At 71.8% G+C, this 24,029-nt stretch carries 19 protein-coding genes; 10 read left to right on the top strand and 9 right to left on the bottom strand.

The window, feature by feature from the left end:
* The first annotated feature begins 6 nt into the window (after window positions 1-6).
* Together AB0N81_RS33100 and AB0N81_RS33095 are read left to right on the top strand one after the other, a co-directional pair.
* Entirely contained in the window at window positions 7-1,296 is a 1,290-nt protein-coding gene (locus AB0N81_RS33100; protein ID WP_365364908.1) for a flavin-dependent oxidoreductase, read from the top strand.
* A gap of 231 nt (window positions 1,297-1,527) precedes the next feature.
* Window positions 1,528-2,034 carry a DUF1203 domain-containing protein gene (locus AB0N81_RS33095; RefSeq protein WP_365364992.1) on the top strand — a complete coding sequence of 169 codons (507 nt, stop codon included), beginning with the start codon at window positions 1,528-1,530 and terminating at the stop codon, window positions 2,032-2,034.
* A gap of 3 nt (window positions 2,035-2,037) precedes the next feature.
* Here the strand turns inward: AB0N81_RS33095 and AB0N81_RS33090 are convergent, their stop codons facing one another.
* On the bottom strand, window positions 2,038-2,931 hold the full coding sequence (locus tag AB0N81_RS33090) for a LysR substrate-binding domain-containing protein (protein ID WP_365364906.1): 894 nt from the start codon (window positions 2,929-2,931) through the stop codon (window positions 2,038-2,040).
* 124 nt (window positions 2,932-3,055) lie between these two features.
* On the opposite strand from AB0N81_RS33090, the gene AB0N81_RS33085 reads away from it, so the two are divergent.
* The gene (locus AB0N81_RS33085; RefSeq protein WP_365364904.1) at window positions 3,056-4,294 is read left to right on the top strand and encodes an MFS transporter; all 1,239 of its coding nucleotides are present in this window, start codon (window positions 3,056-3,058) and stop codon (window positions 4,292-4,294) included.
* 10 nt (window positions 4,295-4,304) lie between these two features.
* On the opposite strand, the gene AB0N81_RS33080 is transcribed toward AB0N81_RS33085, so the two are convergent.
* The gene (locus tag AB0N81_RS33080; RefSeq protein WP_365364902.1) at window positions 4,305-5,321 is read right to left on the bottom strand and encodes an aspartate-semialdehyde dehydrogenase; all 1,017 of its coding nucleotides are present in this window, start codon (window positions 5,319-5,321) and stop codon (window positions 4,305-4,307) included.
* A 187-nt stretch (window positions 5,322-5,508) separates the two neighbouring features.
* On the opposite strand from AB0N81_RS33080, the gene AB0N81_RS33075 reads away from it, so the two are divergent.
* Both AB0N81_RS33075 and AB0N81_RS33070 read left to right on the top strand, forming a co-directional pair.
* Window positions 5,509-6,042 carry a sigma-70 family RNA polymerase sigma factor gene (locus tag AB0N81_RS33075; protein WP_365364900.1) on the top strand — a complete coding sequence of 178 codons (534 nt, stop codon included), beginning with the start codon at window positions 5,509-5,511 and terminating at the stop codon, window positions 6,040-6,042.
* 2 nt (window positions 6,043-6,044) lie between these two features.
* Entirely contained in the window at window positions 6,045-6,776 is a 732-nt protein-coding gene (locus tag AB0N81_RS33070) for a hypothetical protein (RefSeq protein WP_365364898.1), read from the top strand.
* Between the two features lie 56 nt (window positions 6,777-6,832).
* Here the strand turns inward: AB0N81_RS33070 and AB0N81_RS33065 are convergent, their stop codons facing one another.
* On the bottom strand, window positions 6,833-10,132 hold the full coding sequence (locus AB0N81_RS33065) for a S8 family serine peptidase (protein ID WP_365364896.1): 3,300 nt from the start codon (window positions 10,130-10,132) through the stop codon (window positions 6,833-6,835).
* Window positions 10,133-10,370: 238 nt separating this feature from the next.
* On the bottom strand, window positions 10,371-10,910 hold the full coding sequence (locus tag AB0N81_RS33060) for a CGNR zinc finger domain-containing protein (RefSeq protein WP_365364894.1): 540 nt from the start codon (window positions 10,908-10,910) through the stop codon (window positions 10,371-10,373).
* Window positions 10,911-11,050: 140 nt separating this feature from the next.
* On the opposite strand from AB0N81_RS33060, the gene AB0N81_RS33055 reads away from it, so the two are divergent.
* From AB0N81_RS33055 to AB0N81_RS33040, 4 genes are all read left to right on the top strand, one after another.
* The gene (locus tag AB0N81_RS33055; RefSeq protein WP_365364892.1) at window positions 11,051-11,518 is read left to right on the top strand and encodes a VOC family protein; all 468 of its coding nucleotides are present in this window, start codon (window positions 11,051-11,053) and stop codon (window positions 11,516-11,518) included.
* Between the two features lie 4 nt (window positions 11,519-11,522).
* Entirely contained in the window at window positions 11,523-12,422 is a 900-nt protein-coding gene (locus tag AB0N81_RS33050; RefSeq protein ID WP_365364890.1) for a pyridoxamine 5'-phosphate oxidase family protein, read from the top strand.
* A gap of 9 nt (window positions 12,423-12,431) precedes the next feature.
* A complete protein-coding gene (locus tag AB0N81_RS33045; RefSeq protein WP_365364887.1) occupies window positions 12,432-12,896 on the top strand; it encodes an NUDIX hydrolase in 465 nt (154 codons plus the stop codon).
* A 266-nt stretch (window positions 12,897-13,162) separates the two neighbouring features.
* Window positions 13,163-14,950 carry a TIGR03767 family metallophosphoesterase gene (locus AB0N81_RS33040; protein ID WP_365364885.1) on the top strand — a complete coding sequence of 596 codons (1,788 nt, stop codon included), beginning with the start codon at window positions 13,163-13,165 and terminating at the stop codon, window positions 14,948-14,950.
* Between the two features lie 295 nt (window positions 14,951-15,245).
* On the opposite strand, the gene AB0N81_RS33035 is transcribed toward AB0N81_RS33040, so the two are convergent.
* Window positions 15,246-16,301: a hypothetical protein gene (locus AB0N81_RS33035; RefSeq protein WP_365364883.1), complete on the bottom strand. Its 1,056-nt coding sequence runs from the start codon at window positions 16,299-16,301 to the stop codon at window positions 15,246-15,248.
* A gap of 139 nt (window positions 16,302-16,440) precedes the next feature.
* Complete coding sequence (gene pepN / locus AB0N81_RS33030) at window positions 16,441-19,017, bottom strand: aminopeptidase N (protein ID WP_365364881.1); 2,577 nt, start codon at window positions 19,015-19,017, stop codon at window positions 16,441-16,443.
* A 177-nt stretch (window positions 19,018-19,194) separates the two neighbouring features.
* Between pepN and AB0N81_RS33025 the strand changes: the two genes are divergently transcribed.
* A complete protein-coding gene (locus AB0N81_RS33025) occupies window positions 19,195-19,836 on the top strand; it encodes a DsbA family protein (RefSeq protein ID WP_365364879.1) in 642 nt (213 codons plus the stop codon).
* Window positions 19,837-20,005: 169 nt separating this feature from the next.
* On the opposite strand, the gene AB0N81_RS33020 is transcribed toward AB0N81_RS33025, so the two are convergent.
* The 3 genes from AB0N81_RS33020 to AB0N81_RS33010 form a co-directional block, all read right to left on the bottom strand.
* Window positions 20,006-20,656 (bottom strand): superoxide dismutase, encoded by a 651-nt coding sequence (locus AB0N81_RS33020; protein WP_365364877.1) that lies wholly within the window; start codon window positions 20,654-20,656, stop codon window positions 20,006-20,008.
* A 210-nt stretch (window positions 20,657-20,866) separates the two neighbouring features.
* A complete protein-coding gene (locus AB0N81_RS33015) occupies window positions 20,867-22,288 on the bottom strand; it encodes an amino acid permease (protein WP_365364874.1) in 1,422 nt (473 codons plus the stop codon).
* 135 nt (window positions 22,289-22,423) lie between these two features.
* Window positions 22,424-23,797: an amino acid permease gene (locus tag AB0N81_RS33010; protein WP_365364990.1), complete on the bottom strand. Its 1,374-nt coding sequence runs from the start codon at window positions 23,795-23,797 to the stop codon at window positions 22,424-22,426.
* Window positions 23,798-24,029: the final 232 nt, after the last annotated feature.

Here is a 24,029-nt window from a genome sequence, read left to right as displayed (position 1 = left end):
ACGGCCATGATCGACGTACTCGTGGCGGGCGCGGGCATCGGCGGGCTCACCACCGCGCTCAGCCTGCACGCGGCGGGCATCGACGTCCGCGTGGTGGACGCCACCGACCAGCTGCGGCCCGTCGGCGTGGGGATCAACCTCCTGCCGCACGCGGTACGGGAGTTGACCGAGCTGGGACTCGGCGACCAGCTCGCCGAGACCGCCGTCGCACCGGACGTGATGGTCCACTTCGACCGGCACGGCAACCGCATCTGGGCCGAGCCGCGCGGCCTCGCCCTCGGCTACCGCTGGCCGCAGTACTCCGTCCACCGCGGCACCCTCCAGCTGCTCCTCCTCGACGCGGTCCGCGACCGCATCGGCGACCACGCGGTCCACACCGGCACCGCCTTCGTGCGCCTCGCCGAGCACGAGCGCGGCGCGCTCCGCGTGATCCTGCGGGACATGGCGCGCGCCAGGGAGTACGCGGTACGGGTCCGGGCCCTGATCGGGGCCGACGGGCTGCACTCGGCGGTACGGGCCGTGCTGCATCCCGGCGAGGGGCCGCCGCTGTGGAACGGCATCCGCATGTGGCGCGGCATCGCCGAGTGGCACCCCGTGCTCGGCGGGCGGACCGTCGCGGTGGCGGGCAGCAACGCCACCGCGAAACTCGTCGTCTACCCGATCTCGCGGCGGGCCCTGGAGCGGGGCAGGACGCTGCTCAACTGGGTGGCGGAGGTGCGGTTTCCGCCCACGCACCACCACGGGATGGCGGGGCCCGCCGACTGGAACCGCTCGGGGCGGCTCTCCGACGTCCTGCCGCACTACGCGGGATGGCGCATCGGCGACCTGGACGTGCCCGCGCTGCTCGCCGCCACCCGGCACATCCTGGAGTACCCGATGGTCGACCGCGACCCGCTCGCCCAGTGGGGCCGCGGCCCGGTCACCCTGCTCGGCGACGCGGCGCACCCGATGTATCCGGTGGGCTCGAACGGCGGCTCCCAGGCGATCCTCGACGCACGTGTCCTCGCGCGCTGCCTCGCCCACACCGCGCCGGACCGGGAGGCGGGGCTGCGGGCGTACGAGGAGGTGCGGCGGGAGCACGTCAACGCGATCGTCCTCGCCAACCGCGACATGCCGGCCGACCGCGTCCTCCACACCGTCGCCGAGCGCGCCCCGGAAGGCTTCGACCGCGTCGAGGACGTCCTGACACGGGAGGAGCTGGGCGAGCTGGACGCGGCGTACCGCAGGACGACGGGCGTGGACGTGGCGGAGCTGAACGGGCGCGGGTCCTGGGGCGTGGAGTGGGGCGCGGGGTGACGGGCCAGGGCCCGCAGCGCAACGTCCGAAATCCGCCAGCCCCCACCCGCCCCCACGCGCGAGGCTCCCCCCATGACCACCACACCCACCGGCCCCACACCCACTGGCCCCGCGCAGGCTGGCTCCGCACAGACCGGCCCCGCGCAGACCGGCCCCGCGCAGACCGGCCCCGCGCAGGCTGGCTCCACCCCCACCGGCCCGGCCTCCCCGGCGCCCACCGCCCCCACCCCGCTGCCCATCGCCCCCGAGGCCCTCGCTCGGCTGCGCGACACCGATGACGCCGGGCGGCCGTGCGTCCCGTACGTCGCAGCGGAGGGTGGTAGTCCGCTCCGTTGCTGTCTGCGGCCCGTCGCCCCCGGCGAGCGCATCGCCCTCGTCTCGTACGCGCCGCTGCGCCGCTGGGCCGCCGAGACCGGCGCCAACCCCGGCGCCTACGACGAGCAGGGGCCCGTCTTCATCCACGCCGACCCCTGTGAGGGGCCGGCGCGGGAGCGTGCCGGGTATCCGTTCTCGCGGGCCGGGGCGCTGCGGACCGTTCGCCGCTACAGCGCCGAGGGACGCATCCTCGGGGGCCGCCTCATGGAGATCCCCGAGAACCCCGAGGCCGCCGAGCGGGGCTTCGACGCCGCGTTCGCCGAGGCCTTCGCCGACCCGCGGGTCGCCCTCGTGCACGTCCGCGCCGTGGAGTACGGCTGCTTCCTCTACGAGGTGCGCCGCCCGGGCAGGGACGCGGCCTGACGCTCAGGCCCCGTCACCGTCACCGTCACCGTCCCCGCCCACCGCCCGCGCGAACTCCCGTACCCGCTCCGTCTCCCCGTCCCGGTGCCACACCATCCCGAGCGCCGAGTCCGGCAGCCCGTCGACCGGCACGAACACCACGTCCTTGCGCCCGTGGTACTCCGCCGTCGGCCCGCACAGCAGCATCGCCCCGCGGTCCGCCGCGACCAGCGTCAGCCCCTCCTGGAGCGTGCGGACCGCCGGGGCCGGGGCGCCCGACGGGGCGTGTGCCGCACGCCAGTACGCGGGCGCCGGCTCGGCCGCCGCGATCAGCGGTATCCCGGCGAGCTCCGCCGCCGCGAGGGAGCCCCGGCCCGCGAGGGCGTGCCGCACCGACAAGGCGACGGTCTGCCGTTCGCTGGAGAAGACGGGACCGAGGACCAGATCGGCCTCGGAGACCGGCAGCAGCACGATCGCCGCGTCCACGGCCCCCTGCCGCACCGCCCCGAACGGGTCCGAGAAGGGAATCTCCACGATCTCCGTGGCACAGGCGGGGTGCCGCTCCTGGAAGGCCGCGATGGCCCGCATCAGACGGTCGTCCGCCGTCCCCTGGAAGCCGATCCGCAGCGTGGCCTCGACGCCCCGCGCCGCCGCCCTGGCCCGCCCGACGACCGATGCCAACTCGTCGTACGACGGCCGGAGTTCGGCCAAGAAACGTTCCCCTAGTGTGGTCAGGGCGACCCGGCGGCTCGTACGCTCCACCAGTCGCGCGCCGATCCGCCGCTCCAGGGCGGCGAGCAGTTGGCTGACGCGGCTCTGCGAGACGTACAGCCGCTCACCGGCCCGTCCGAAGTGCAGCTCTTCCGCAAGCACCAGGAAACACTCCAGTTCCCGGATCTCCAGCCCGTTCCCGCCCATGACGCGCGGCCCCTCTTCCTTGATCGTCCCGAATGTCGATCATCCCTGATCGATGAACCCGGCTCATACAGGGATGAGATCTTCCGCGTTGTTCCCCGGCGGGCGTCCCCACAGGGTGGATGCCATGTCACAGAGCACCCAACGCACCGCACCACACGTCACGTTGCCGCCAGCGGAGGGCAGGACGGCCGTCCTCGCCGTAGCCGCCGCCACCTTCTCCGTCGTCACCACGGAGATGCTCCCCGTCGGGCTCCTCACCGCCATCGGCTCAGGTCTGCACGTCACGGACGGCACCGCGGGCCTCGCCGTCACCCTGCCCGGCCTTGTCGCCGCGCTCGCCGCCGTGCTGCTGCCCGTCGCGGTGCGCCGCGCGGACCGGCGCACGGTCCTCGCCGTGCTGATGGCGCTGCTCGCCGCCGCCAACGTGGGCTCCGCGCTCGCGCCCGCCTTCGGCGTCCTGCTCGCCGCCCGCGTCCTGGTGGGCGTCTGCATCGGCGGCGTCTGGGCGATCGCGGCCGGGCTCGGCGTGCGGCTGGTCCGCGAGGAGGGTGCGGGCCGGGCCACCGCGGTGATCTTCAGCGGGATCGCCGTGGCGTCCGTGCTCGGCGTGCCCGCGGGCACCCTCCTGGGCGAACTGGCGGGCTGGCGCACGGGCTTCGCGGCCCTCGCCGTGCTCGCCCTCGGCGTCGCCGGGCTGCTCGCCTCGGTGCTGCCCCGGCTCCCCGCCCAGGAGGGGATCAGACTCGGCGCGTTCCCCGGCCTCCTGCGCAACGGCCGGCTGCGCGCCGGACTCCTCGCCGTCACCCTCCTCGTCACCGGCCACTTCGCCGCGTACACCTACATCCGCCCCGTCCTTGAGCGGGTGCCCGGCATCGGCGCGGGCCTGGTCAGCGGGTTGCTCCTCGCCTACGGGACGGCGGGCATCGTCGGCAACTTCGTGGGCGGCGCCGTCGCGGCCCGCGACCCGCGCAGGGCGCTGCTCACGATCAGTGCCGGGCTCGGCACCGTCGTGCTGCTCATGGTGCCCGCGGGCGGCTCGCTCGCCGCGTCGGTGGCGCTGCTCGTGGCGTGGGGCCTGGCGTACGGCGGTGCTTCCGTCTCCGCCCAGAACTGGGTGATGGCCGCGGCCCCGGACGCCCGCGAGGCGGCGTCGGCGCTCTTCGCGGGGATCTTCAACGTGGCGATCGCGCTGGGCGCCTTCGCCGGCGGACGGGTCGCGGACACCCACGGGTCCGGTGCCGTGCTGTGGCTGGGCGGCGGGCTCGCCGGGCTCGCGCTGGCGGCCGTGGCATGCGCGAGGGGCGGCCACCGGCGAAAGGTGGCCGCCCCTGTCGACGTACGGAGCGAAGGGGTCAGCCCTTGAGCTCCGCGATTCAGCCCTTGAGCTCCGCGGCGACCAGCTCCGCGATCTGGACGGCGTTCAGCGCCGCGCCCTTGCGGAGGTTGTCGTCGGAGATGAAGAACGCGAGGCCGTTCTCGACGGTCTCGTCGTTCCGGATGCGGCCCACGAACGAGTCGTCCTTGCCCGCGGCGACCAGCGGCGTCGGCACCTCGGTGACGACGACGCCCTCGGCCTGCTCCAGGATCTCGGTGGCGCGCGCGGGGCTCAGCGGACGCGCGAAGCGGGCGTTGACCTGGAGGGAGTGACCGGTGAAGACGGGGACGCGCACGCACGTGCCCGACACCTTCAGCTCAGGGATCTCCAGGATCTTGCGGGACTCGTGGCGGAGCTTCTGCTCCTCGTCCGTCTCGTTCAGGCCGTCGTCGACGACCGAGCCCGCCATCGGCAGGACGTTGTACGCGATCGGCGCGACGTACTTGTCCGGCTCGGGGAACTCGACCGAGGGGTCGCCGTGGGTCAGCTTCGGGGCGTCCTCGCCGACCTTCTTGACCTGCTCGAAGAGCTCGTCCACGCCGGCGAGACCGGAGCCGGACACCGCCTGGTAGGTGGCGACGACCAGCGCTTCGAGGCCCGCCTCGGCGTGCAGCGGCTTGAGGACCGGCATGGCGGCCATCGTCGTGCAGTTCGGGTTGGCGATGATGCCCTTGGGGCGGTCCTTGATCGCGTGCGGGTTCACCTCGGACACGACGAGGGGGACCTCGGGGTGCCGGCGCCAGGCCGAGGAGTTGTCGATCACGACGGCGCCCTGCGAGGCGACCTTCTCGGCGAGGGCCTTGGAGGTGGCGCCGCCGGCCGAGAACAGCACGATGTCCAGGCCCGTGAAGTCGGCCGTGGAGGCGTCCTCGACGGTCACGCCGTCGATGACCGTCCCGGCGCTGCGGGCCGAGGCGAACAGGCGCAGCTCGTCGACGGGGAACTTCCGCTCGACGAGGATCTTGCGCATGACCTTGCCGACCTGACCGGTGGCTCCGACGATTCCGACCTTCACAGGGACTTCCTCCGTATGTGCGTGCGGCCTCGTGACCTCGGCCGGTCTGTGGGGGGTGGCTCCATGATGCGTCTGTCCAGGGCGGCCTTGTCCAATCCATTGTCCGAGGTGCGGGACGCCACATTCGCCGTGAACGTTTCCGGCGCCCACGGCGTCGTAGGGGAAACGCGGGGAGGGGAGGGGCACATTGCTGCGCAGGAAGACGCGCCGCGCGCGGACGGGGACCGGGGGAGCTGACCCGCTGGACGCGGCCCAGGAGGACCGGGTCCGGGCCGTGCTCGCGCTCGGCGGGGTGCCGCACGCCGATCTGCCGGACGGGGTGCAGCAGGTCCGGCTGAAGCTCCTGGAGCGGGCGGCGGACGGGCGCGAGGCACCGCGTGACGTGTCGGCGTGGGCGGCCGTCGTCGCCTCCAACCTGGCGATGGACTGGCACCGGGCCCGGCGCAGACAGGAGCGGCTCGGGGAGCGGCTCGCCGTTCTGTGGCGGGAGGCCACCGACGAGGACGGCGCGGAGGCGCGGGCCACCTCACTGGCCGTCGCGCAGGGCCTCGGCGAGCTGCCGGACGCCCAGCGGCAGGTCCTCGTCCTGCGCTTCTACGCGGATCTCCCGGTCCGGGCTATCGCCCACGAGCTCGGCATCCCGGAGGGCACGGTCAAGAGCAGACTGCACACGGCGGTACGGCTCCTGCGGGCGCGGCTGCACGAAGGGGAGGTGGTGTGACGGTGCCGGAGAAGGAATTCGACGCGCTGATGTCGGCGATCACGGGCGAGCCCGTGTCCGAGGAGGCGCTGCGCGACCCCGCCTTCGCCGCCGAGCACGCGGCGGCCGTCGCGGACATCGCCTTGCTGAGGGAGCGGCTGGGGAACGTGGGCGAGGCGCTCGCGGCTTCCGCCGAGCCCGCGGAGCCAGTCGTTCCGCTGAGGCCGCGCGCGGGCCGCCGCCGTGTCACCGTCACGCTCGGCGCGGTGGCCGCCACGGTGGCCGCCGTCATGGTCGGCGGGCTCGCGTGGCTCGCGGTGGACGCCGGTCCCGGCGCCGCCGACTACGACGCGGGAGCGGGCAGCGCCCAGGAGGCGGCGCCGGATGGGAAGAGCCGGCAGGACGGAGGCGAGGGGGCGGAGGGAAAGCTCACCCCGGAGGGCTTCGTGGCGTGCACGCGGCTCATCGTGGAGGGCACGGTCACGACGGTCGACGCGGTGCCCGGCGCCGCCCGGGACCGCGTCACGCTCGACGTGACCCGCTACTACAAGCCGAAGTCCGGGGACGGGACGGTCACCTTCCCCATGGACGACGACGCCAACCCGCGCCTGAAGGCCGGCGACCGCGTCCTGATCGCCATCCCCCGGGGCGGGGCCCAGCCCGACAGCTGGGCCGTGGGCAAGGACCGCGACAGCCTGCGCCGTACGGTCCTCAAGGCCCTGCCGGGTGCGGCGAAGACCCGGTGTGGGGAATGAAAAGAGCCGGTCGGGCTCGGCATGAGCCCGACCGGCAGCACTTCAAGCGCACACCGTTACGGCGTGACCTTCTCGACCTTCACGCTGCCGCTGCCCGCGACCGTGCCGCCCGCGTTCAGCAGGGACACCTCGCCGAACAGCTCACGGCCCGCGGCGGCCGGGGCCTTGGCCTCGACCTTCGCGTCGACCTGCGCCGAGGCGCCGTTGGCGAGCTCGACCGTCTTCGACTCGTCGACGGTCACCTGGCCGAGCGCGTCCGAGAAGAACACGTCCCGGTAGTCGTACGCGGTCGAGCCGGACGGCACCGAGTAGCCCGTCACCTCGATCGTGTACGTACCGGCGGCCGGCTTCTTCAGGCTCACGGTCTCCTCCGAGTCGCCCTCCGCCGACGAACCGACGACCTGGCCGTCCTTCTTCACGGCGAGGTCGAGGTCGGCGGCGATGTCCGCGGGGGAGCCGATGGCGACGTCGAGACGCTCGGCGCCCGCGGGCACGACGACCTCGGTGGTCTGCGTCTCGCCCTGCTTGATGGCGGGCCGCGCCGACTTGGACGAGCCGAGCGAGCCGCCCTTCAGCTTGCCGTCGACGGCCGCGAAGTTGTTCGTCGCCTTCCAGGAGACGGGCGCGGGCGTGCCGACCTTCGCCTCCGGCAGCGTCTGCACGGCCGGGTCGAAGTCGACACCGAGCGCGGCGACGTTCACCTTGTACGCGTTGTCGAGCAGCGGCGACGTACGGCGCGACTCGACCTCGATCTCCCAGACACCGGCCTGCGGCTCCGCGTACGAACGCAGGTCCGGGCGGCAGGTGTTGGCCGGGTTCTCGTAGTTCGGGTAGCAGACGATCGACGACGTGGAGTCGACCGGGACGCCGTACGGGTGGATCGCTATGAAGCGGGTCTGGCTCTTGTCCTTGAGGCCGCTGAGGGAGACCTCCAGGGACTTGGCGCCCTTGGGGACCGTCACGAAGTAGGACTTCGGGGCGCTGCGCTGCACCGAGCCCTCAGCGGAGAAGGTGAACGACGGCTTGGCGAGCGGCGCCGAGACGACGACCGTCGACATGATCTGCTGGTCGATGCCCTCGGAGCGCTCGTCGTCGACGGTCAGGATCGCGCTGTGCAGACCGGCCGACTTGGCCTTCGCCTGGACCTTGACGGTGACCGGCTTGTTCAGCGGCAGCGTCACGTCACCGTCGCCGAGCAGCTTGAAGGTGCGCTCGTGGTTGTTGACCAGGTCCAGTTCGTGGCGGATGCCGCGGTCCGGGCCCGAGGTGCGGGTGATCGTGACGTCGTACGTCCGCTTCTGGCCGGTCCTCAGGCCGCCCTCGCGGTCGTAGATGCCGGTGCCGGGCTTCTTCAGCTCCTGCTCCAGGGCGGTGTCGACGGGGGCCTTCACCGTGTACGTGTGGGCCTTCGCCTCGTCCTCGACGGCGTTCCAGGCGTCGACGACGTTGATCAGGCCGGTGCCCTGGGCGTACGCCTGCTCACCGCGGATGCGGTCCGCGGTCGAGGTGAGCGCGGTGCGCAGTTTCGCCGGGGTGAGGTCGACCTTCTCCCGCTTCGCGGCGGAGAGGAGCAGCGCCGAGGCGCCCGCGGCCTGCGGGGACGCCATCGAGGTGCCCTGCAGCATCGAGTAGCCGGCGGGGAGCTTGTAGCCCGCCTCGGCGACCGGGGAGCCGGGCAGCCAGGTCTGGGTGGTGTTGATGGCCGAGCCGGGCGCCGAGATGATCGGCGCGAAGCCGCCGTCCTCACGCGGGCCGCGCGAGGAGAACGGCATCATGGCGTACGGACGCTCCACCTGGGAGCCGTAGTTGGCGGCCCAGGTCTCCTTGGAGATGGCGGCGCCGACGGAGATGACCTTGTCGGCCAGGCTGGGGTCGCCGATGGTGTTGGCGCCGGGGCCCGAGTTGCCCGCGGAGATCACCAGCTGCACGCCGTAGGTGTCGATGAGGCGCGTGTAGAGCTCGGCGCGCGCGTTGTTGCCGTCATTGAGGGCCGGGAGCCCGCCGATCGACATGTTGACGATGTCGACACCGCGCTTCGTGACGAGGTCGATCATGCCCTCGGTCAGCGCGACGTTGGTGCAGCCGCCGGTCCAGGTGCAGGCGCGCGAGGAGACCAGCTTGGCGCCGGGCGCCGCGCCGTTCATCTTGCCGCCGAACAGGCCGTTGGCCGCGGTGATGCCCGCGACGTGCGTGCCGTGCTCGGACTCGATGACGCCGATGTTGACGAAGTCGGCCTTCTTGCCGACCCAGTCGCCGCCGTACGGGTCGGTCGGCACGTCCTTGCGGATCTCGACGACGAACGGGACGCGCTCGACGACGTCGGTCGCCGGGTCGTCCTTGCCGAAGTAGGCGACCTGGTGGCCGTCCTTGTACGGCTTCATCACCTCGTCGTCGGTGAAGTCCTTGTTGTTGTTCAGGTCGACGCGGACCGTGCCGGCCGCCGGGTCGTAGAGCATGCCCCAGCTGTCGGTGGTGTCGCCGTCGCGGTTGATGTCGCCCTTGGCGTCGCCGCCGGTGGTGGCCGACTCGCGGAAGCGGTTGACCTGGAAGGAGCCCGCCGGGGCCTTCCACGTCTCGCTGTCCCAGGTGAAGACGGGGCCGTTGACCGGGTTGGTCATGCGGCGCCAGGTGCCGTCCGCGTCCACGATCGGGTCGGTCGCGGTCACCCAGTCGGTGATCTTGCGCTCGCCGGTCGTGGTCTTCTTCAGCGCCGGGTGGCCGAGGTCGACGCCGGAGTCGAGGATGCCGATGGTGGTGCCGCGGCCGTCGGCCTTCGGGTGCTTCTTCACGAAGTCGACGGCGCCCGTCTCGGCGGACGGGTTGTACGGGTTCTTCGCCGGGGTGTTCTTGTCCGGGCCCGGGTACGTGCCCCGGGCGGCGGTCTTCGCGCCCTTGGCGCGGTCCGCGGCGGGGGTCGGGTCGTCCAGCTCGATCTCGTGGCGCAGGTCGATGGCGTGCACCGACGACAGCTTCGCGGCCGACTTGATCGCCGCGTCGGCCTTGCCGGTCGGCACGGTCGCGCGGACGTAGCCGAGCTTGTCGTAGGTGCGGCCGACCGAGCCGCCCTTGACGGCGTCGAGCTGGTCGGCGACCTGCTCGGTGGCGCCGGGCGCGGTGGCCACCATCATCGTGACGGTCTTCTCGCCCTCCGCCTTGGCGTCGGCGAGCAGGTCGGCGTCGGCCGGACCGAGCTTGCCGCCCGCGGACTTGGGGGCGGGGACGGGGGTCTCGTCCGCCGCGAAGGCGAGGGGCGCGGCCCCGGTCGCGCAGAGCGCGGCGGTGAGACCGACGGCTATCGCGAGGCGCACCGAGTCTCTTGAGGCCTTGGGTCTCGCGCTGGAACTGGATCTGGGCATCGGCATCCCTGTGCGTGAAGGTCGGGAAGGAGGGTCGATCCGGCCCCGTGTTTTCGGACAGTTCCGGAATGCGGGGCCGGATGACCGCTCAGCCTTACGCAAGTGACAGCTGTTTGGGGAGAGTTGTCCGAGCCGTGATGAGGGCGTGACGCAATTCCGCCATGCGCCATGGCGGACAAGGCGGCGTATAGAGGGACTTGTCGAGGCGTGCCCCGGGAACTTTTCCGGCCCTGCCCTGTCAGGTCTCGCGCGAGCGGGCGTAGTGCCGGGACGCCTTCGCGCGGTTGCCGCAGGCCGCCATGGAGCACCAGCGGCGCGTGCCGTTCCGCGAGGTGTCGAAGAAGTGCAGGATGCACGCCTCGTGGGCGCAGCCGCGGATGCGGTCGGGCGCGCCGGCCAGGAGGTGCAGGTAGTCGCGGGCCGCGAGCCAGGCGGGGCCCCGGGCGGGGTCCTTGAACTCGGCTTCCTCGCCGGGCCCTTCGGCGGTCAGTGTCGCGCGGATGCGGCCGTGCCGCAGGACCTTGTCGACGCGGGCGATGCCGACCGGGTCGCCGGGGGTGTCCACGACGGCGGCGAGCGCGTCGCGGGCGCGCAGCACGTGGTCCAGGGTCGGCGCGTCGGCGGCGAAGCGCCCGTCGAGCCCGTTCGCCGCGAGCCAGACCGCGAGCCCTTCGGTGCCGGTCAGCAGGTCCTGGCGTACGCCGTCGTGCATCCAGCGGGTGTTGAGCAGGTCGAGGGAGAGCGGTTCGCCGGTGAGGGGGCGGGGGTCGTGCGGCATGGCGGGCTCCCTTCGAGGCTAACCACTCAAGGTTACGTGACTGGTTGACGGCATCAATCTCTAACCCCTAACATCACTTTCAACGGTTAGTCAAAGATGGGTCGGCAGACTCGGCCCACCAGCAGACCCAGGGGAGAGCCATGACCACCACCACCGCTCCGCGCACCGGCCACATCGGCCTGAACGTCACCGACCTGGAGCGCTCACTCGCCTTCTATCGGGACGTCATCGGGTACGGCGTGATCGGCGAGGGCAAGGAGGAGAGCAAGGAGGAGGGCCGCCGCTTCGCCTTCCTCGGGGAGGGCGGCCGCCCCGTGCTCACGCTCTGGCAGCAGGCCGACGCCGCGTACTCCGAGGGGAACGCGGGGCTGCACCACCTCGCGATCGAGGTCGACTCGATCGAGCGGGTCAAGGAGTACGAGAGCGCGCTGCGGGCGTACGGCGTGGAGTTCGCGTACGACGGTGTCGTGCCGCACGGCGAGGGCGCGGCGTCCGGCGGCATCTTCTTCCACGACCCGGACGGGACGCGCCTTGAGATCTACAGCGCGGCCGGCGCGGAAACGCTGACGGCTCCGGTCGAGTCGGCGCCGACCTGCGGCTTCTTCTAATCCCATGACGCCATCCACAGTCCCGGGCCCCTATCGCAGGGGTTCGCGTGCCGTGCAGGAGAAGGCCGGTGTGCGCGAGCTCGCCGACCACGTGGGCCGGTCCATCGGCCAGGGCATCCGCCCCGTCGCCGCCGCCTTCCTGGAGATCCAGCCCCTCCTTGTGATCGGCGGCGCCGACCCGGCGGGCGCCGTCTGGGCCTCCCCGCTCACCGGCGACCCCGGCTTCGTACGGGCCACAGGACCCCGACAGATCTCCGTCACCGGCGCCCCGCGCGCCGACGACCCCCTCGCCCCCGCCCTCGCCCGCGAGGGCACACCGGTCGGCACCATCGCGCTCGACCCGCGCACCCGGCGCCGCATGCGCCTGAACGGCAGGTCGCGGCCCACGCCCCGCGGCCTGGCGATCGAGGCGGACCAGGTCTTCTCCAACTGCCCGAAGTATCTGCAGAAGCGGGAGCTGCACGAGGGGAGGCGCCCGGAAGGTCCGGGCGTACCGCGGCACGGCACGCGGCTCACGGAAGGGCAGCGGGAGTTCGTCGCCGCCGCCGACACCTTCTTCATCGCCACCGTCCACGCGCACGGCGCCGACGCGAGCCACCGCGGCGGCAATCCCGGCTTCGTGCGCGTCCCGTCCCCGGCCACGCTGGAATGGGACGACTTCCCCGGCAACTCCATGTTCCTGACCCTTGGCAACCTCGCCGACGACCCGCGCGCCGGTCTCCTCTTCCTCGACTGGACGACCGGCACGTCCCTCCAGCTCACCGGCGCGGCCCGCACCTCCTACGACGGGGCCTCGCGCACGGTCCGCTTCACCGTCACCGGGACGCTGGAGACACCATTCGCGAGCCGGTGGCGCTGGTCCGGCCCCGAGTTCTCTCCTGCCAATCCGAGGAACGGCGACTAGCGTCGGCCTGTGCACAAAGAACTCCGGGTGGCGGCCTACGCCGTATGCGTACGCGACGGGCAGGTGTTGCTGGCCCGCTGGGTGGCGGGCGACGGCAGCAAACGCTGGACGCTGCCCGGCGGCGGCATGGACCACGGCGAGGACCCCTACGACACCGTGATCCGCGAGGCCGACGAGGAGACCGGCTACGTCGTCGAGCCCGTCACGCTCCTCGGCATCGACTCGCTGCGCCGCCGCTACCCGCGCAGGCTCGGCGCCGTCGCCGACTTCCACGGGCTGCGGATCGTGTACGAGGGGCGCGTCACCGGCGGCGAACTGCGCCACGAGACCGACGGGTCCACGGATCTCGCGGCCTGGCACCCCCTGGACGCCGTGCAGGACCTCGACCGCGTCGGGCTCGTCGACATCGGCCTGGAGCTGTGGCGCACCCGCCCCGCCGACGGACACGGGAGCAGCACGGGCCCGATGCGCTGACCCCCCTCCCCGCCCTTCTTCCCGCCCTCCCTTCCCCGTGAGGTGAACGCGGAGTGACCGCTTCCTCTCCGTCCGGGGAGGGTCTCGTGGCCGCGTAGGGTGCCGGATGATCCACGTACGGTGATCGGTGCTGCGTGTTGCCGCCTCGTTCACGCACAGGCCATTCCCGGTGCCAACGATCCAGTACGAGCGGGTGTTCACAGGCCGCAGTCAGGCCAGGACCCCGCGACCACTGCCGACGCGTTCGCACTCGGGGAGACCGCGCCATGCCGCGCATAAGCTCTGTCGCCACCGCAACAGCCACCGCCGCGGCCGACGCCGTCGCCGGACTCGACCGCCGCGCGTTCCTCGCCGCCACCGGAGCGGTCACCCTCTCCGCCGGCCTCGGCTACGCGCTGGGCCCCGGCGCGGGCTCCGGGAACGCCGTGCCCGCGGGCCGCGCCACCCTCCCGCGCTCCCGGCCCGCGCCCGCCGCACCCCTCATGCCGTACAAGAACGGCACGACCCTGCTCACCGTCGCCGCCCCGCACGGCACCACCGGCTACCGGCGGCTCGGCGACGGGCCCGCCTGGCCGCGCGTCGTCCGCGGCGACCTCGCGGCGGCCGAACGGGGCCGCGAGGGGCGCAGGACCGCGCTCGCCGCCTTCGTCCAATTCACCGACCTGCACCTCGTCGACGTACAACACCCCCTGCGGTACGAGTACTTGCGCGCCCAGACCGCGAGCGCCTGGCGGCCCCACGAGTCCCTGTCCGTGGCGGGCGCCGTCGCCCTCGTCGAACGGGTCAACACCCTGCGCGGCGCGCCCGCCACCGGCGCGCCCCTGCACTGCGTCGTGACGACCGGCGACAACACCGACAACAACTCCCGCGCGGAACTGGACTGGTACCTCAAGGTCATGAACGGCGGCCGCATCACCCCCAATACGGGTGACCCGAGCCGGTACGAGGGCGTGCAGGCCAGCGGGCTCAAGCTGTACTGGCACCCGGACGACACCCTGCGCGACGCCGACAAACAGCTCGGCTTCCCGCACCTGCACGGTTTCCTCGACGCCGCGATCCGCGAGGTCAACAGCCCCGGCCTCGGCCTGCCCTGGTACTCCACGGTCGGCAACCACGACGCGCTGCCCGGCGGCTGCTGGGCGCCCGCGGACCCGTACTTCACCGAGTTCGCCGTCGGCGGGAAGAAGCTGATGTCCCTGGACGAGACGCGCGGAGCCGCCCTCTGGAAGGCGGTCAAGAAGGGCCGCGACCCCAAGGGCGCGCACTTCAAGGAGCTCCTCCAGGGCGAGAAGCGGCGCATGCGGTCCGTCACCCCGGACCCGGCACGCGCGCCCTTCACCCCCGCCGAGTACCTCCGGGCGCACCTCGACCCCGCCCACACGGGCCCCGGCCCCCACGGCCACGGCTACACCCAGGAGAACCTCGCCGCCGCCACCCAGTACTACGCCTTCCGCATCAGCGACGACGTGCTCGGCATCAGCCTGGACACCACCGACCCCGGCGGCCACTACGAGGGCTCGCTCGGCACCGCCCAGCTGCGCTGGCTGGAACGCGAGCTCAAGGCCAACGAGCGGCGCGACGGCGGCCCTTCGTACGTGGTCGTCTTCAGCCACCACACCAGCAGGACCATGCGCAACCTCCGCCACGACCCGGCCCGGCCCGGCGAGGCCCGGCACGGCGGCGAGGAGATCGTCGCGCTGCTCGGCCGCCACCCCTCCGTCGTCGCCTGGGTCAACGGCCACAGCCACAAGAACGCCATCACCCCGCACCGCACCCCGCACGGCTCCTTCTGGGAGGTCTCCACCGCATCGCACATCGACTTCCCGCAGCTCGCACGGGTGGTGGAGCTCACCGACAACCACGACGGCACGATCTCGCTCTTCACCACGCTCATCGAATCCGCCGCCCCGCACCGCACCGACGCCGCCGACCTCTCGCAGACCGGCCTGGCCGCGCTCTACCGCGAACTGTCCTTCAACGCCCCCGGCGCGAAGCCCGCGCTGGGCGGCGAGGACGGCGACAGGAACACCGAGCTCGTACTGCGGAAGGACTGAATCCGGCCCCGGCCCCCGAACCACTCAACCTCGCGCCCGGTGCCCCGAGTCCCCTCGCCCGACCGGCGCGCCCGAAGCGGCAGCTCGCCGCGGTGAAGACCACCGTGCACGGTCGTCTGGGGCCACGGCGGACGGCCGCCATGCGCTGGCACTCAACTTCAACGGTCCCGGCGACGGAGCGCCCGCGGTCGTCAACGCGGAGTTCTGCGGGGAGGGCCGGGACAGGCCCTGAGGTCAGGACAGGCCCCAGGGTCAGGACAGTCTCTGAGGTCAAAGCAGGCCCTGGGCGCCGCCACTACCGGGGCAGTACCACGACGTACGCCGCCGGCTCGCGGTCGGCCGACGCCATCAACGCCGTCCGCACCACGGTGGCCTGCTGCTCCAGCGAGTCCCTGAGCTTCCTCGGGGTGATGTGCACGACGGTGATGCCCAGCCGCTCCAGGTGCTCGCGCTTGCGGACGTACTCGGACCACAGAGGGTCGTCGTCCTGCCGAAGGCCCTGGCGGGGCGCCCGCGTGTCCAGCTCCACCGCCACGGCCTGGTCGGGCCAGTAGGCGTCGACGCCACCGAGGGGCGGGCCGCCGGGCAGGCGCAGGTCGACGTTCCACAACGGGGCGGGCAGGCCGTGCTCGTCGACCATCCGGTACAGCCGGTCCTCGGCGATGGCCCGCCCCTCGGCGAGCAGTGAGTCGACGGCGTCCACGACGTGCGGGCGGGTCAGCAGCCGGGCGTTGTTCAACTCCCGTACGACCGCCGCCGGTTCGCAGTGCCCGCCGCGCACCGCCTCGGTGAGCAGCCGGCGCACGGCGGCCGCCTCGGAGAGCTGCGCCACGGCATCGGCGAGAGCCCGCGGCACGGGAGCGACCGGGACGCCTGTGACCTGCTGCGGAGTCGGCATCGCCGGGCTGCGCACGAGCCGGACGAAACCGACGGGGCGCAGCCGCCGGGTGCGGGGCACCAGGACGTCGATGCGGTCCAGGGAGAGCAGCGGGGGAGCCGACGAGAAACGGTGCAGGGCGAGCGCGGCAAGACCCGTGATCATCGCGTCCGCGTACGCGGCGTGCGGCTCGCCCGCGCGGGGCTGGGCGGGCACTGCCCTGGCCTCGCGGGCGGGCGGGCGCCCCGCGTACAGCAGGGCGCCGTGCAGCCGCTCCTCGCTGGTCGGCGGGCCCGGGTGCAACAGGCAGACGCCCGGCAGCAGTTGCTGCCAGGGTCCGCCGGGCCGGCAGTGGGCGCCGGCGTCCGCCGCGGAGATGCCGTGGTCGCCGAGCTGGGCGGTGCTCATGACGCGGGGGCGGGCGTCCGCGAGGTGCTGGAGGGGGAGGGGGGAGAGCGGGGTGTCGTGGTTCATGACCCGGTCGTTCCTCGCCCGGTCACCCCGCTAACCGCTGTTACAAGCCCGTCGACAAACCCGGACAAGCTCGCCCTAAAGCACGGGCGTTCGACAGCCGATGAGTCCCCGCCCCCTCCATGGGCGGTCCAGGTCCTGCCTAGGCCGCCGCCCCCGCGTCGCACGCCTGGGCGCGCAGGGAGCGGGAGAGGTCGTCGCGCGCCTCCAGGACCAGGCGGCGCAGGGCCGGCGCGGACGACTCGTGGGCGGTGAGCCACTCGTCCGCCGCCGCGAGCGTCGCCGCGTCCCCCTGCAGATGCGGGAAGAGGCCCCGCACCACGTCCATGCCGATCTGGATGGACCGCTCGGCCCACACCCGCTCGATGGCGTCGAAGTACTTGGCCGCGTACGGCGTGGCGAGCTCCCGCTGCGAGGGCTGCGCGAACCCGGCGATCGTCGCCTCGACCAGCGCGTTGGACAGCGCGTCGGACTCCACCACGGAGGCCCACGCCTGCGCCTTGACCGCCGCCGAGGGCCGCGCGGCCAGGCATCGCACCTGATGGCGCTTGCCGGAAGCCGTGTCGTCCCGGGCCAGCTCCGCGGCGAGGGCCTCCTCCCCGGCGACGCCGTGCGCGGCCAGCGGGCTCAGGAACGCCCAGCGCAGCTCCTGGTCGACCTCCAGGCCGTCGATCTTCGCGGTGCCCTCCAACAGGCCCTGCAACAGCTGCAGATCGGCCGCCGAGGACGCCACCGCGGCGAAGAACCGCGCCCACGTCAGCTGGTGCTGGCTGCCCGGCGCCGCGATCCGCAGCTCCCGCAGCGCACCCTCGGCGAGCGCCCGGCCGCCCTCCGTGCGCCAGTCGGGCGCGGCGTAGTGCGTGAGGGCGGAGTTGGCCCACGCGTGGAGCATCTGCAGCACGCCGATGTCGCTCTCGCGCCCGGCGAAGCGCAGCACGAGCCCGATGAAGTCGCGCGCGGGCATCAGACCGTCGCGCGTGAGGTTCCACAGCGCCGACCAGCACAGGGCGCGGGCCAGCGGGTCGGTGAGGTCGCCGAGGTGGTCCCGGAGCGTCGCGAGGGAGTTCTCGTCGAAGCGGATCTTGCAGTACGTCAGGTCGTCGTCGTTGACCAGGACCAGCTCGGGCGCGGCCTCGCCGGCCAGCTCGGGCACGACGGTGCGCGGCCCGTCGACGTCGATCTCCGCGCGGGCGTACCGCTCCAGGTCGCCGGCAGGGGTCCTGGAGTAGAGGCCCACGGCCACGCGGTGCGGGCGCAGCTCGGGGTGGGACTCGGCGGCCTCCTGGAGCACGGAGAGCTCGGTGATGCGGCCCTCCGCGTTCAGGATGACCTGCGGGGTCAGGGAGTTGACGCCCGCGGTCTGGAGCCAGGACCGCGCCCAGGACACCATGTCGCGGCCGGACGTCTCCTCCAGGACGGAGAGCAGGTCGCCGAGGACCGTGTTGCCGTACGCGTGCCGCTTGAAGTAGCGCCGCGCGCCTTCGAGGAACGCGTCACGGCCCGCGTACGCGACGAGCTGCTTGAGGACCGAGGCACCCTTCGCGTACGTGATCCCGTCGAAGTTGAGCTTGGCGTCCTCCAGGTCGCGGATGTCGGCCGTGACCGGGTGGGTGGAGGGCAGCTGGTCGGCGCGGTAGGCCCAGGACTTGCGGTTGTTGGCGAAGGTGACCCAGCCGTTGGTGAAGCGGGTCGCCTCCACCATCGAGAAGGAGCCCATGAAGTCGGCGAAGGACTCCTTGAGCCACAGGTCGTCCCACCAGCGCATGGTGACGAGGTCGCCGAACCACATGTGGGCCATCTCGTGGAGGATGACGTTGGCCCGGCGCTCGTACGACGCCTGGGTCACCTTGCCGCGGAAGATGAACTCCTCGCGGAAGGTCACCATGCCCGGGTTCTCCATCGCGCCGAGGTTGTACTCCGGCACGAACGCCTGGTCGTACTTCCCGAAGGGGTACGGGTAGTCGAAGTTGTCGTGGAAGAAGTCCAGGCCCTGCTTGGTGACGAGGAAGACGTCGTCGGCGTCGAAGTGCGGGGCGAGGCCCTTGCGGCACATCGCGCCGAGGGGGATCTCCAGACGCGTGCCGTCGTCCAGGACGCGGGAGTACGAGTCCGTCACGTAGTGGTAGGGGCCCGCGACGATCGCCGTGATGTACGTCGAGATCGGCTTGGTCTCGGCGAACTTCCACACGCCGTCCGTCAGTTCGCCCACGCCGTTGGACCAGGCGGTCCAGCCCTCGGGCGCCTGCACCTGGAAGCGGTAGGGCGCCTTCAGGTCGGGCTGCTCGAAGCCCGCGAAGACGCGGCGGGAGTCCGCGGGCTCGTACTGCGTGTAGAGATAGACCTCGCCGTCCTCCGGGTCGACGAAGCGGTGCATGCCCTCACCGGTGCGGCTGTAGGCGCACTGGGCGTCCACCACCAGTTCGTTCTCCTCGGAGAGGTCCTCCAGGGTGAGCCTGGTGCCGTCGAAGACCTCGGAGGGGTCCAGGTCCTTGCCGTTGAGCGAGACCGCCGTGACGCTCGGCGCGATCAGGTCCGCGAAGGTCGCGGCGCCCGGCTCGGCGCTGCGGAACCGGATCGTGGTGACCGAGCGGAACGTGCGCGGCTCCTGACCGCTCTCGCCGATCGCCGAACGCAGGTCGAGGAAGACCTCATAGCCGTCGACGGACAGCAGCGCGGCCCTCTCGCGGGCCTCGTCGCGGGACAGATTCTCACCGGGCACGGGCGGCACTCCCTTGTGACTCGCATGGCTGTGATTCGCGTGATCGGTACGACTCGCATGACTCGTACGAATGTCTACGATCCTCGCATGTGCCGTCCGCGGCCGACATCCGGGAATGCCCCGGTGCGCCACTGACGTTTCCCCGGCCAGATGCGAACGGATTCCCTAGGGAGAGACATGTCCGAGAACGACAGCAGGACCCCCGTCGACTTCTGGTTCGACCCGTTGTGCCCCTGGGCCTGGATGACGTCGCGCTGGATGCTCGAGGTCGAGAAGGTCCGCGACGTGGAGGTCCGCTGGCACGTGATGAGCCTCGCCGTCCTGAACGAGGACAAGCTCGACGACCTCCCCGAGGAGTACCGGGAGATGCTCGAGACGAAGGCCTGGGGCCCCGTCCGCGTCGTCGTCGCCGCCCAGCAGAAGCACGGCGAGGAGGTCATCGGTGACCTCTACACCGCGCTCGGCACCCGCTTCCACAACCGTGGCGAGGGCCCGACCCGCGAGGCGGTCGTGAACGCCCTGGAGGACGTCGGCCTGCCCGCCGACCTCGTCGAGTACATGGACTCCGACGCGTACGACACGGAGCTGCGGGCCTCCCACAAGGAGGGCATCGACAAGGTCGGCCAGGAGGTCGGCACGCCGGTCATCGCCGTCCCCGGCGCCGACGGCGGCCAGGTCGCCTTCTTCGGCCCCGTCGTCACCCCGGCCCCCAAGGGCGAGGCGGCGGCGAAGCTCTGGGACGGCACCCTGCTGGTCGCCTCGACCCCGGGCTTCTACGAGATCAAGCGGACCCGCACCCAGGACCCGGTCTTCGACTGACGTACCCGGAGAGCCGGCGCGACCGGCCCGTGCACAAAGGTCCCCGCCCGTGCACAGAAAGGCCCCCGTGAGTCACGTCCTCACGGGGGCCTTTCCTTCATCCGCCCGCCTCGGCGAAAGTTGAGAAGACGATCACGAGGCAGGACGTTCTATCGCAGGGTCGGCAGCCTCACGGGGTCAGCAGGAGGCTGTTCGTCCGCTCCTTCGCGGCCGCGTAACGCTTGGCCACGTCCTGCCAGTTCACGACCTGCCACATGGCCTCGATGAAGTCGACCTTCTGGTTCTTGTACTGCAGGTAGAAGGCGTGCTCCCAGGCGTCGAAGACCAGGATCGGCGTCGAGCCCTGGCCGACGTTGCCCTGGTGGTCGTAGACCTGCTCGACGATGAGGCGGTTGCTGAGCGGCTCGTAGGCGAGCACGCCCCAGCCCGAACCCTGCGTCGTCGCCGAGGCCTTGGTCAGCTGGGCCTTGAACTTGGCGAAGGAGCCGAAGGACTCGGCGATCGCGTCCGCGAGCTCGCCCACGCCGTCGGCGGCCAGCGGCTCGCCGCCGCCGCCGTCCTTGGGGCTGTTCATGTTGTGCCAGTAGATGCTGTGCAGGATGTGGCCGGAGAGGTGGAAGGCCAGGTTCTTCTCCAGGCCGTTGATGGCGCCCCACGTCTCCTTGTCGCGCGCCTCCTCCAGCTGCTCAAGGGTGTCGTTCGCGCCCTTGACGTACGCCGCGTGGTGCTTGTCGTGGTGCAGCTCGATGATCTGCGGGTTGATGACAGGTTCGAGCGCCGCGTAGTCGTACGGAAGTTCAGGAAGCGTGTAAATGGCCATGAGTCCGAGCCCTCCGACTGCTGCTCTGCAGTAATGCGCTGTTGTGTTTCTCAACTTATTGCAAGTCCGTCGCAACTGCAGGCTAGCAGCAGGAGTCCGTGAAGTTGATCAGCCCTTCGTCCTAGGTCCGCGCGGGAATGTTCCGCGAAGGTCCGCGCATACGAAGGAGCCCCGGACCACGTGGTCCGGGGCTCCTCTGGAGAACAAGGGCTAGACGGTCGCGGCCCGCTTCTCCGCCAGCTTCTGCCGCACGAACCCGATCACGGCCAGCCCCAGCGTCAGCGCGCCCGTGGCGAGCAGCTGCTTGCGCGTGTCCGGCTGGTCGGTCATCAGGTAGAAGACGTACGCCATGGCGGCCAGCGCCACCCAGGTCAGGAACGGGAACCCCCACATCCGCACGACCAGCTTCTCCGGGGACTCGCGCTCCGTCCTGCGGCGCAGGATCAGCTGCGAGACGGCGATGAAGATCCAGACGACCAGGATCATCGCGCCGATCATGTTGAGCAGCCAGGGGAAGACGTCGTCGGGGCGCCAGTAGCTGAGCAGCACGCAGACGAAGCCGAAGACCGAGGAGGCGAGGACGGCCAGGCGCGGCACGCCGCTGTACACGCGGCCGAGCGCCTTCGGGCCCTGGCCGCGCTCGATCAGGGAGTACGACATGCGCGAGGCGCCGTAGATGTTGGCGTTCATCGCGGAGAGCAGGGCGATCAGGACGATGACGTTCATGATCTCGCCGGCGCCGGGGATGCCCAGGTGGTCGAGCGTGGCGACGTACGGGCCCTTGGCGACGACTTCCTTGTTGTCCCACGGCAGCAGCGTGACGACGACGAGCATGGAGCCGACGTAGAAGACGGCGATGCGCCACATCGCGGTGCGCACGGCCTTGGCGACGCTCTGGACCGGGTTCTCCGACTCGGCGGCGGCGATGGTGACGGTCTCCAGGCCGCCGTACGCGAAGACGGAGGCGAGGAGGCCGATGATCAGGCCGTCCGTGCCGTTCGGCATGAACCCGCCATCGCCGGTGAGGTTCTCCAGGCCGGGGGCCGGGGCGTCCGAGCCGGGCAGGATGCCGAGGATCGCGAGGGCGCCGATGCCGAGGAAGAGGGTGATGGCGCCGACCTTGAGGGCGGCGAACCAGAACTCGAACTCGCCGAAGTTCTTCACGGCTGTCAGGTTCGCGCCGCAGAACACCAGCATGAAGAGGGCGACCCACGCCCACTCCGGGCTGTCGGGGAACCAGCCGACCATGATCTTCGCGGCGCCGATGCCCTCCAGGCCGACGGCGACGCAGAGCAGGAACCAGAAGCCCCAGCCCGCGGTGAAGCCGGCCCAGGGGCCGATGGCCCGCTCGGCGTGGACCGAGAAGGACCCCGACGCGGGGTTCGCGGCCGACATCTCGCCCAGCATGCGCATCACGAGCATGACGAGCGCGCCGGAGATCGCATAGGCGAGGACGATCGAGGGACCGGCCGCGGCGATGCCCGCCCCGGAACCCACGAAGAGGCCGGCGCCGATCACGCCACCGAGCGCGATCATGGAAAGATGCCGCTGCTTGAGGCCGTGGACCAGCGGGGAGTCGGCCTTCGGTGCTTCGTCGGGTGCTGCGTCCTGGTGGGTGGACGTCCGAGACATGGGCGTGCCCTGTTCAGTAGCCGAGACGGGGGAGCGAGCGGCCCACAGTTTGAGCTCCGGTACCGCTGACAGGGAACACTTGACCGCTATACGGACACGACGCTCACACGTTGTGAAGAAATGCGCACAACAAGTTCATCTGCTGTTCACGCGGACCGCGTGCCACTCCCGCAGCCCCGCGATCACCAGGACGAGCCCCGTCGCCCCCGCCGACCACAGCAGCTGAGGCCGCGCCCCGTCGTCCGTCAGCATCAGCACGAGCACGGCCGTCATCGCGGCCAGCGCCGCCCACGTCAGATACGGGAACGCCCACATCCGCAGCACGAGCCGCTCCGGAGCCTCGCGCTCGATGCGCCGGCGCAGCCGCAGCTGCGAGAGGGCGATCAGCGCCCAGACGAAGAGGAGCACCGCCCCCACGGAGTTGAGCATGTAGAGGAAGACGGAGTCCGGCCACTTCAGATTGAGGACGACGGACACGAACCCGAAGGCGACGGACGCGAGGACCGCGCGGCGCGGCACCCCGCCGCCGGACACCTTCAACAGGGCCTTCGGCGCCTCGCCGCGCTCGGCCAGCGAGAAGACCATCCGGGAGGACCCGTAGAGGTTGGCGTTCAGCGCGGAGAGCAGCGCCACGAACACCACGATGTTCATGATCGTCCCGGCGGACGGCACGCCGATCGAGTCGAGGACCGTCACATACGGACTGGCCCCGGCCTTCTGCGCCGTCCAGGGCAGCACCGTCACGATGACGAGCATCGACCCGACGTAGAAGAAGAGGATGCGGTAGACCGCGCTGCGCACCGCGCGGGCGACCGAGCGCACCGGGTCGTCGGACTCGGCGGCCGCGATGGTCACGACCTCCAGGCCGCCGAAGGCGAAGACGACGGCGAGGACGCCCGAGACGACGCCCTCCCAGCCGTTCGGCAGGAAACCGCCCTGCCCGGTGAGGTTCGTGAGGCCGACCGGGTCCGTGTCGGGCAGCACGCCGAAGACCGCGAGCAGACCGAGGACCAGGAACGCGACGATCGCGAAGACCTTGAGGGCGGCGAACCAGAACTCGAACTCGCCGAAGTTCTTCACCGAGGCGAGGTTGGCGGCGGTGAAGACCAGCATGAAGATCAGCACCCAGGCCCACTGCGGCACCGCGGGCGCCCAGCCGTTCGCGATCTGCGCGGCGCCGGTCGCCTCCACGGCGAGCACCACCACAAGCAGGAACCAGTAGAGCCAGCCGACGCTGAAACCGGCCCAGCGGCCGAGCGCGCGCTCGGCGTGCACGGAGAAGGAACCCGAGGCGGGCATCGCGGCCGACATCTCGCCGAGCATCCGCATGACGCACATCGCGAGCGCGCCCGCGATCAGATACGAGACGACGATGCCGGGGCCCGCGACGGAGATCCCGGCCCCCGACCCCACGAAGAGCCCGGCCCCGATGACACCACCGAGCCCGAGCATGGTGAGGTGCCGCTGCTTGAGACCCCCGGAGAGCGGCTCCGGTGCGGACTCCGGCATGCCCCCGGTGCCGGGTACCGATCTGTCGGGGGGTGCGTCGTGCATGGTGCTCAGGCTGCTCTCGGGGTCACATGACTTTGGCGGGACTCCACAGTCTCCCCGGGCGGCAGCCCCTCGCGCAAAACGGGGCACCCGCCCGCCGACCTCCGTGACGAGCATCACGCCGCCCGACGTGTACGCGTAACCCTTTGTGCGGAGCCCACCAAGGCCCCGCCCCCGGGTTGTCGGCCGA

It is taken from the genome of Streptomyces sp. NPDC093510 (assembly GCF_040683555.1).
GTDB lineage: Bacteria > Actinomycetota > Actinomycetes > Streptomycetales > Streptomycetaceae > Streptomyces.
The sequence above is the reverse complement of the archived record's forward strand: the minus strand, read 5'-3'. Positions and strand labels throughout refer to the sequence as shown.

Excerpts from the sequence above, each read along its gene's own strand:
- AB0N81_RS33010 (WP_365364990.1), bottom strand. The coding sequence starts at position 23,797 with ATGCCGGAGTCCGCACCGGAGCCGCTCTCCGGGGGTCTCAAGCAGCGG.
- AB0N81_RS33060 (WP_365364894.1), bottom strand. The coding sequence starts at position 10,910 with ATGCCGCACGACCCCCGCCCCCTCACCGGCGAACCGCTCTCCCTCGAC.
- AB0N81_RS33020 (WP_365364877.1), bottom strand. The coding sequence starts at position 20,656 with ATGGCCATTTACACGCTTCCTGAACTTCCGTACGACTACGCGGCGCTC.
- AB0N81_RS33055 (WP_365364892.1), top strand. The coding sequence starts at position 11,051 with ATGACCACCACCACCGCTCCGCGCACCGGCCACATCGGCCTGAACGTC.
- AB0N81_RS33040 (WP_365364885.1), top strand. The coding sequence starts at position 13,163 with ATGCCGCGCATAAGCTCTGTCGCCACCGCAACAGCCACCGCCGCGGCC.
- AB0N81_RS33085 (WP_365364904.1), top strand. The coding sequence starts at position 3,056 with ATGTCACAGAGCACCCAACGCACCGCACCACACGTCACGTTGCCGCCA.
- AB0N81_RS33015 (WP_365364874.1), bottom strand. The coding sequence starts at position 22,288 with ATGTCTCGGACGTCCACCCACCAGGACGCAGCACCCGACGAAGCACCG.
- AB0N81_RS33025 (WP_365364879.1), top strand. The coding sequence starts at position 19,195 with ATGTCCGAGAACGACAGCAGGACCCCCGTCGACTTCTGGTTCGACCCG.
- AB0N81_RS33065 (WP_365364896.1), bottom strand. The coding sequence starts at position 10,132 with ATGCCCAGATCCAGTTCCAGCGCGAGACCCAAGGCCTCAAGAGACTCG.
- AB0N81_RS33100 (WP_365364908.1), top strand. The coding sequence starts at position 7 with ATGATCGACGTACTCGTGGCGGGCGCGGGCATCGGCGGGCTCACCACC.
- AB0N81_RS33035 (WP_365364883.1), bottom strand. The coding sequence starts at position 16,301 with ATGAACCACGACACCCCGCTCTCCCCCCTCCCCCTCCAGCACCTCGCG.
- AB0N81_RS33090 (WP_365364906.1), bottom strand. The coding sequence starts at position 2,931 with ATGGGCGGGAACGGGCTGGAGATCCGGGAACTGGAGTGTTTCCTGGTG.
- AB0N81_RS33050 (WP_365364890.1), top strand. The coding sequence starts at position 11,523 with ATGACGCCATCCACAGTCCCGGGCCCCTATCGCAGGGGTTCGCGTGCC.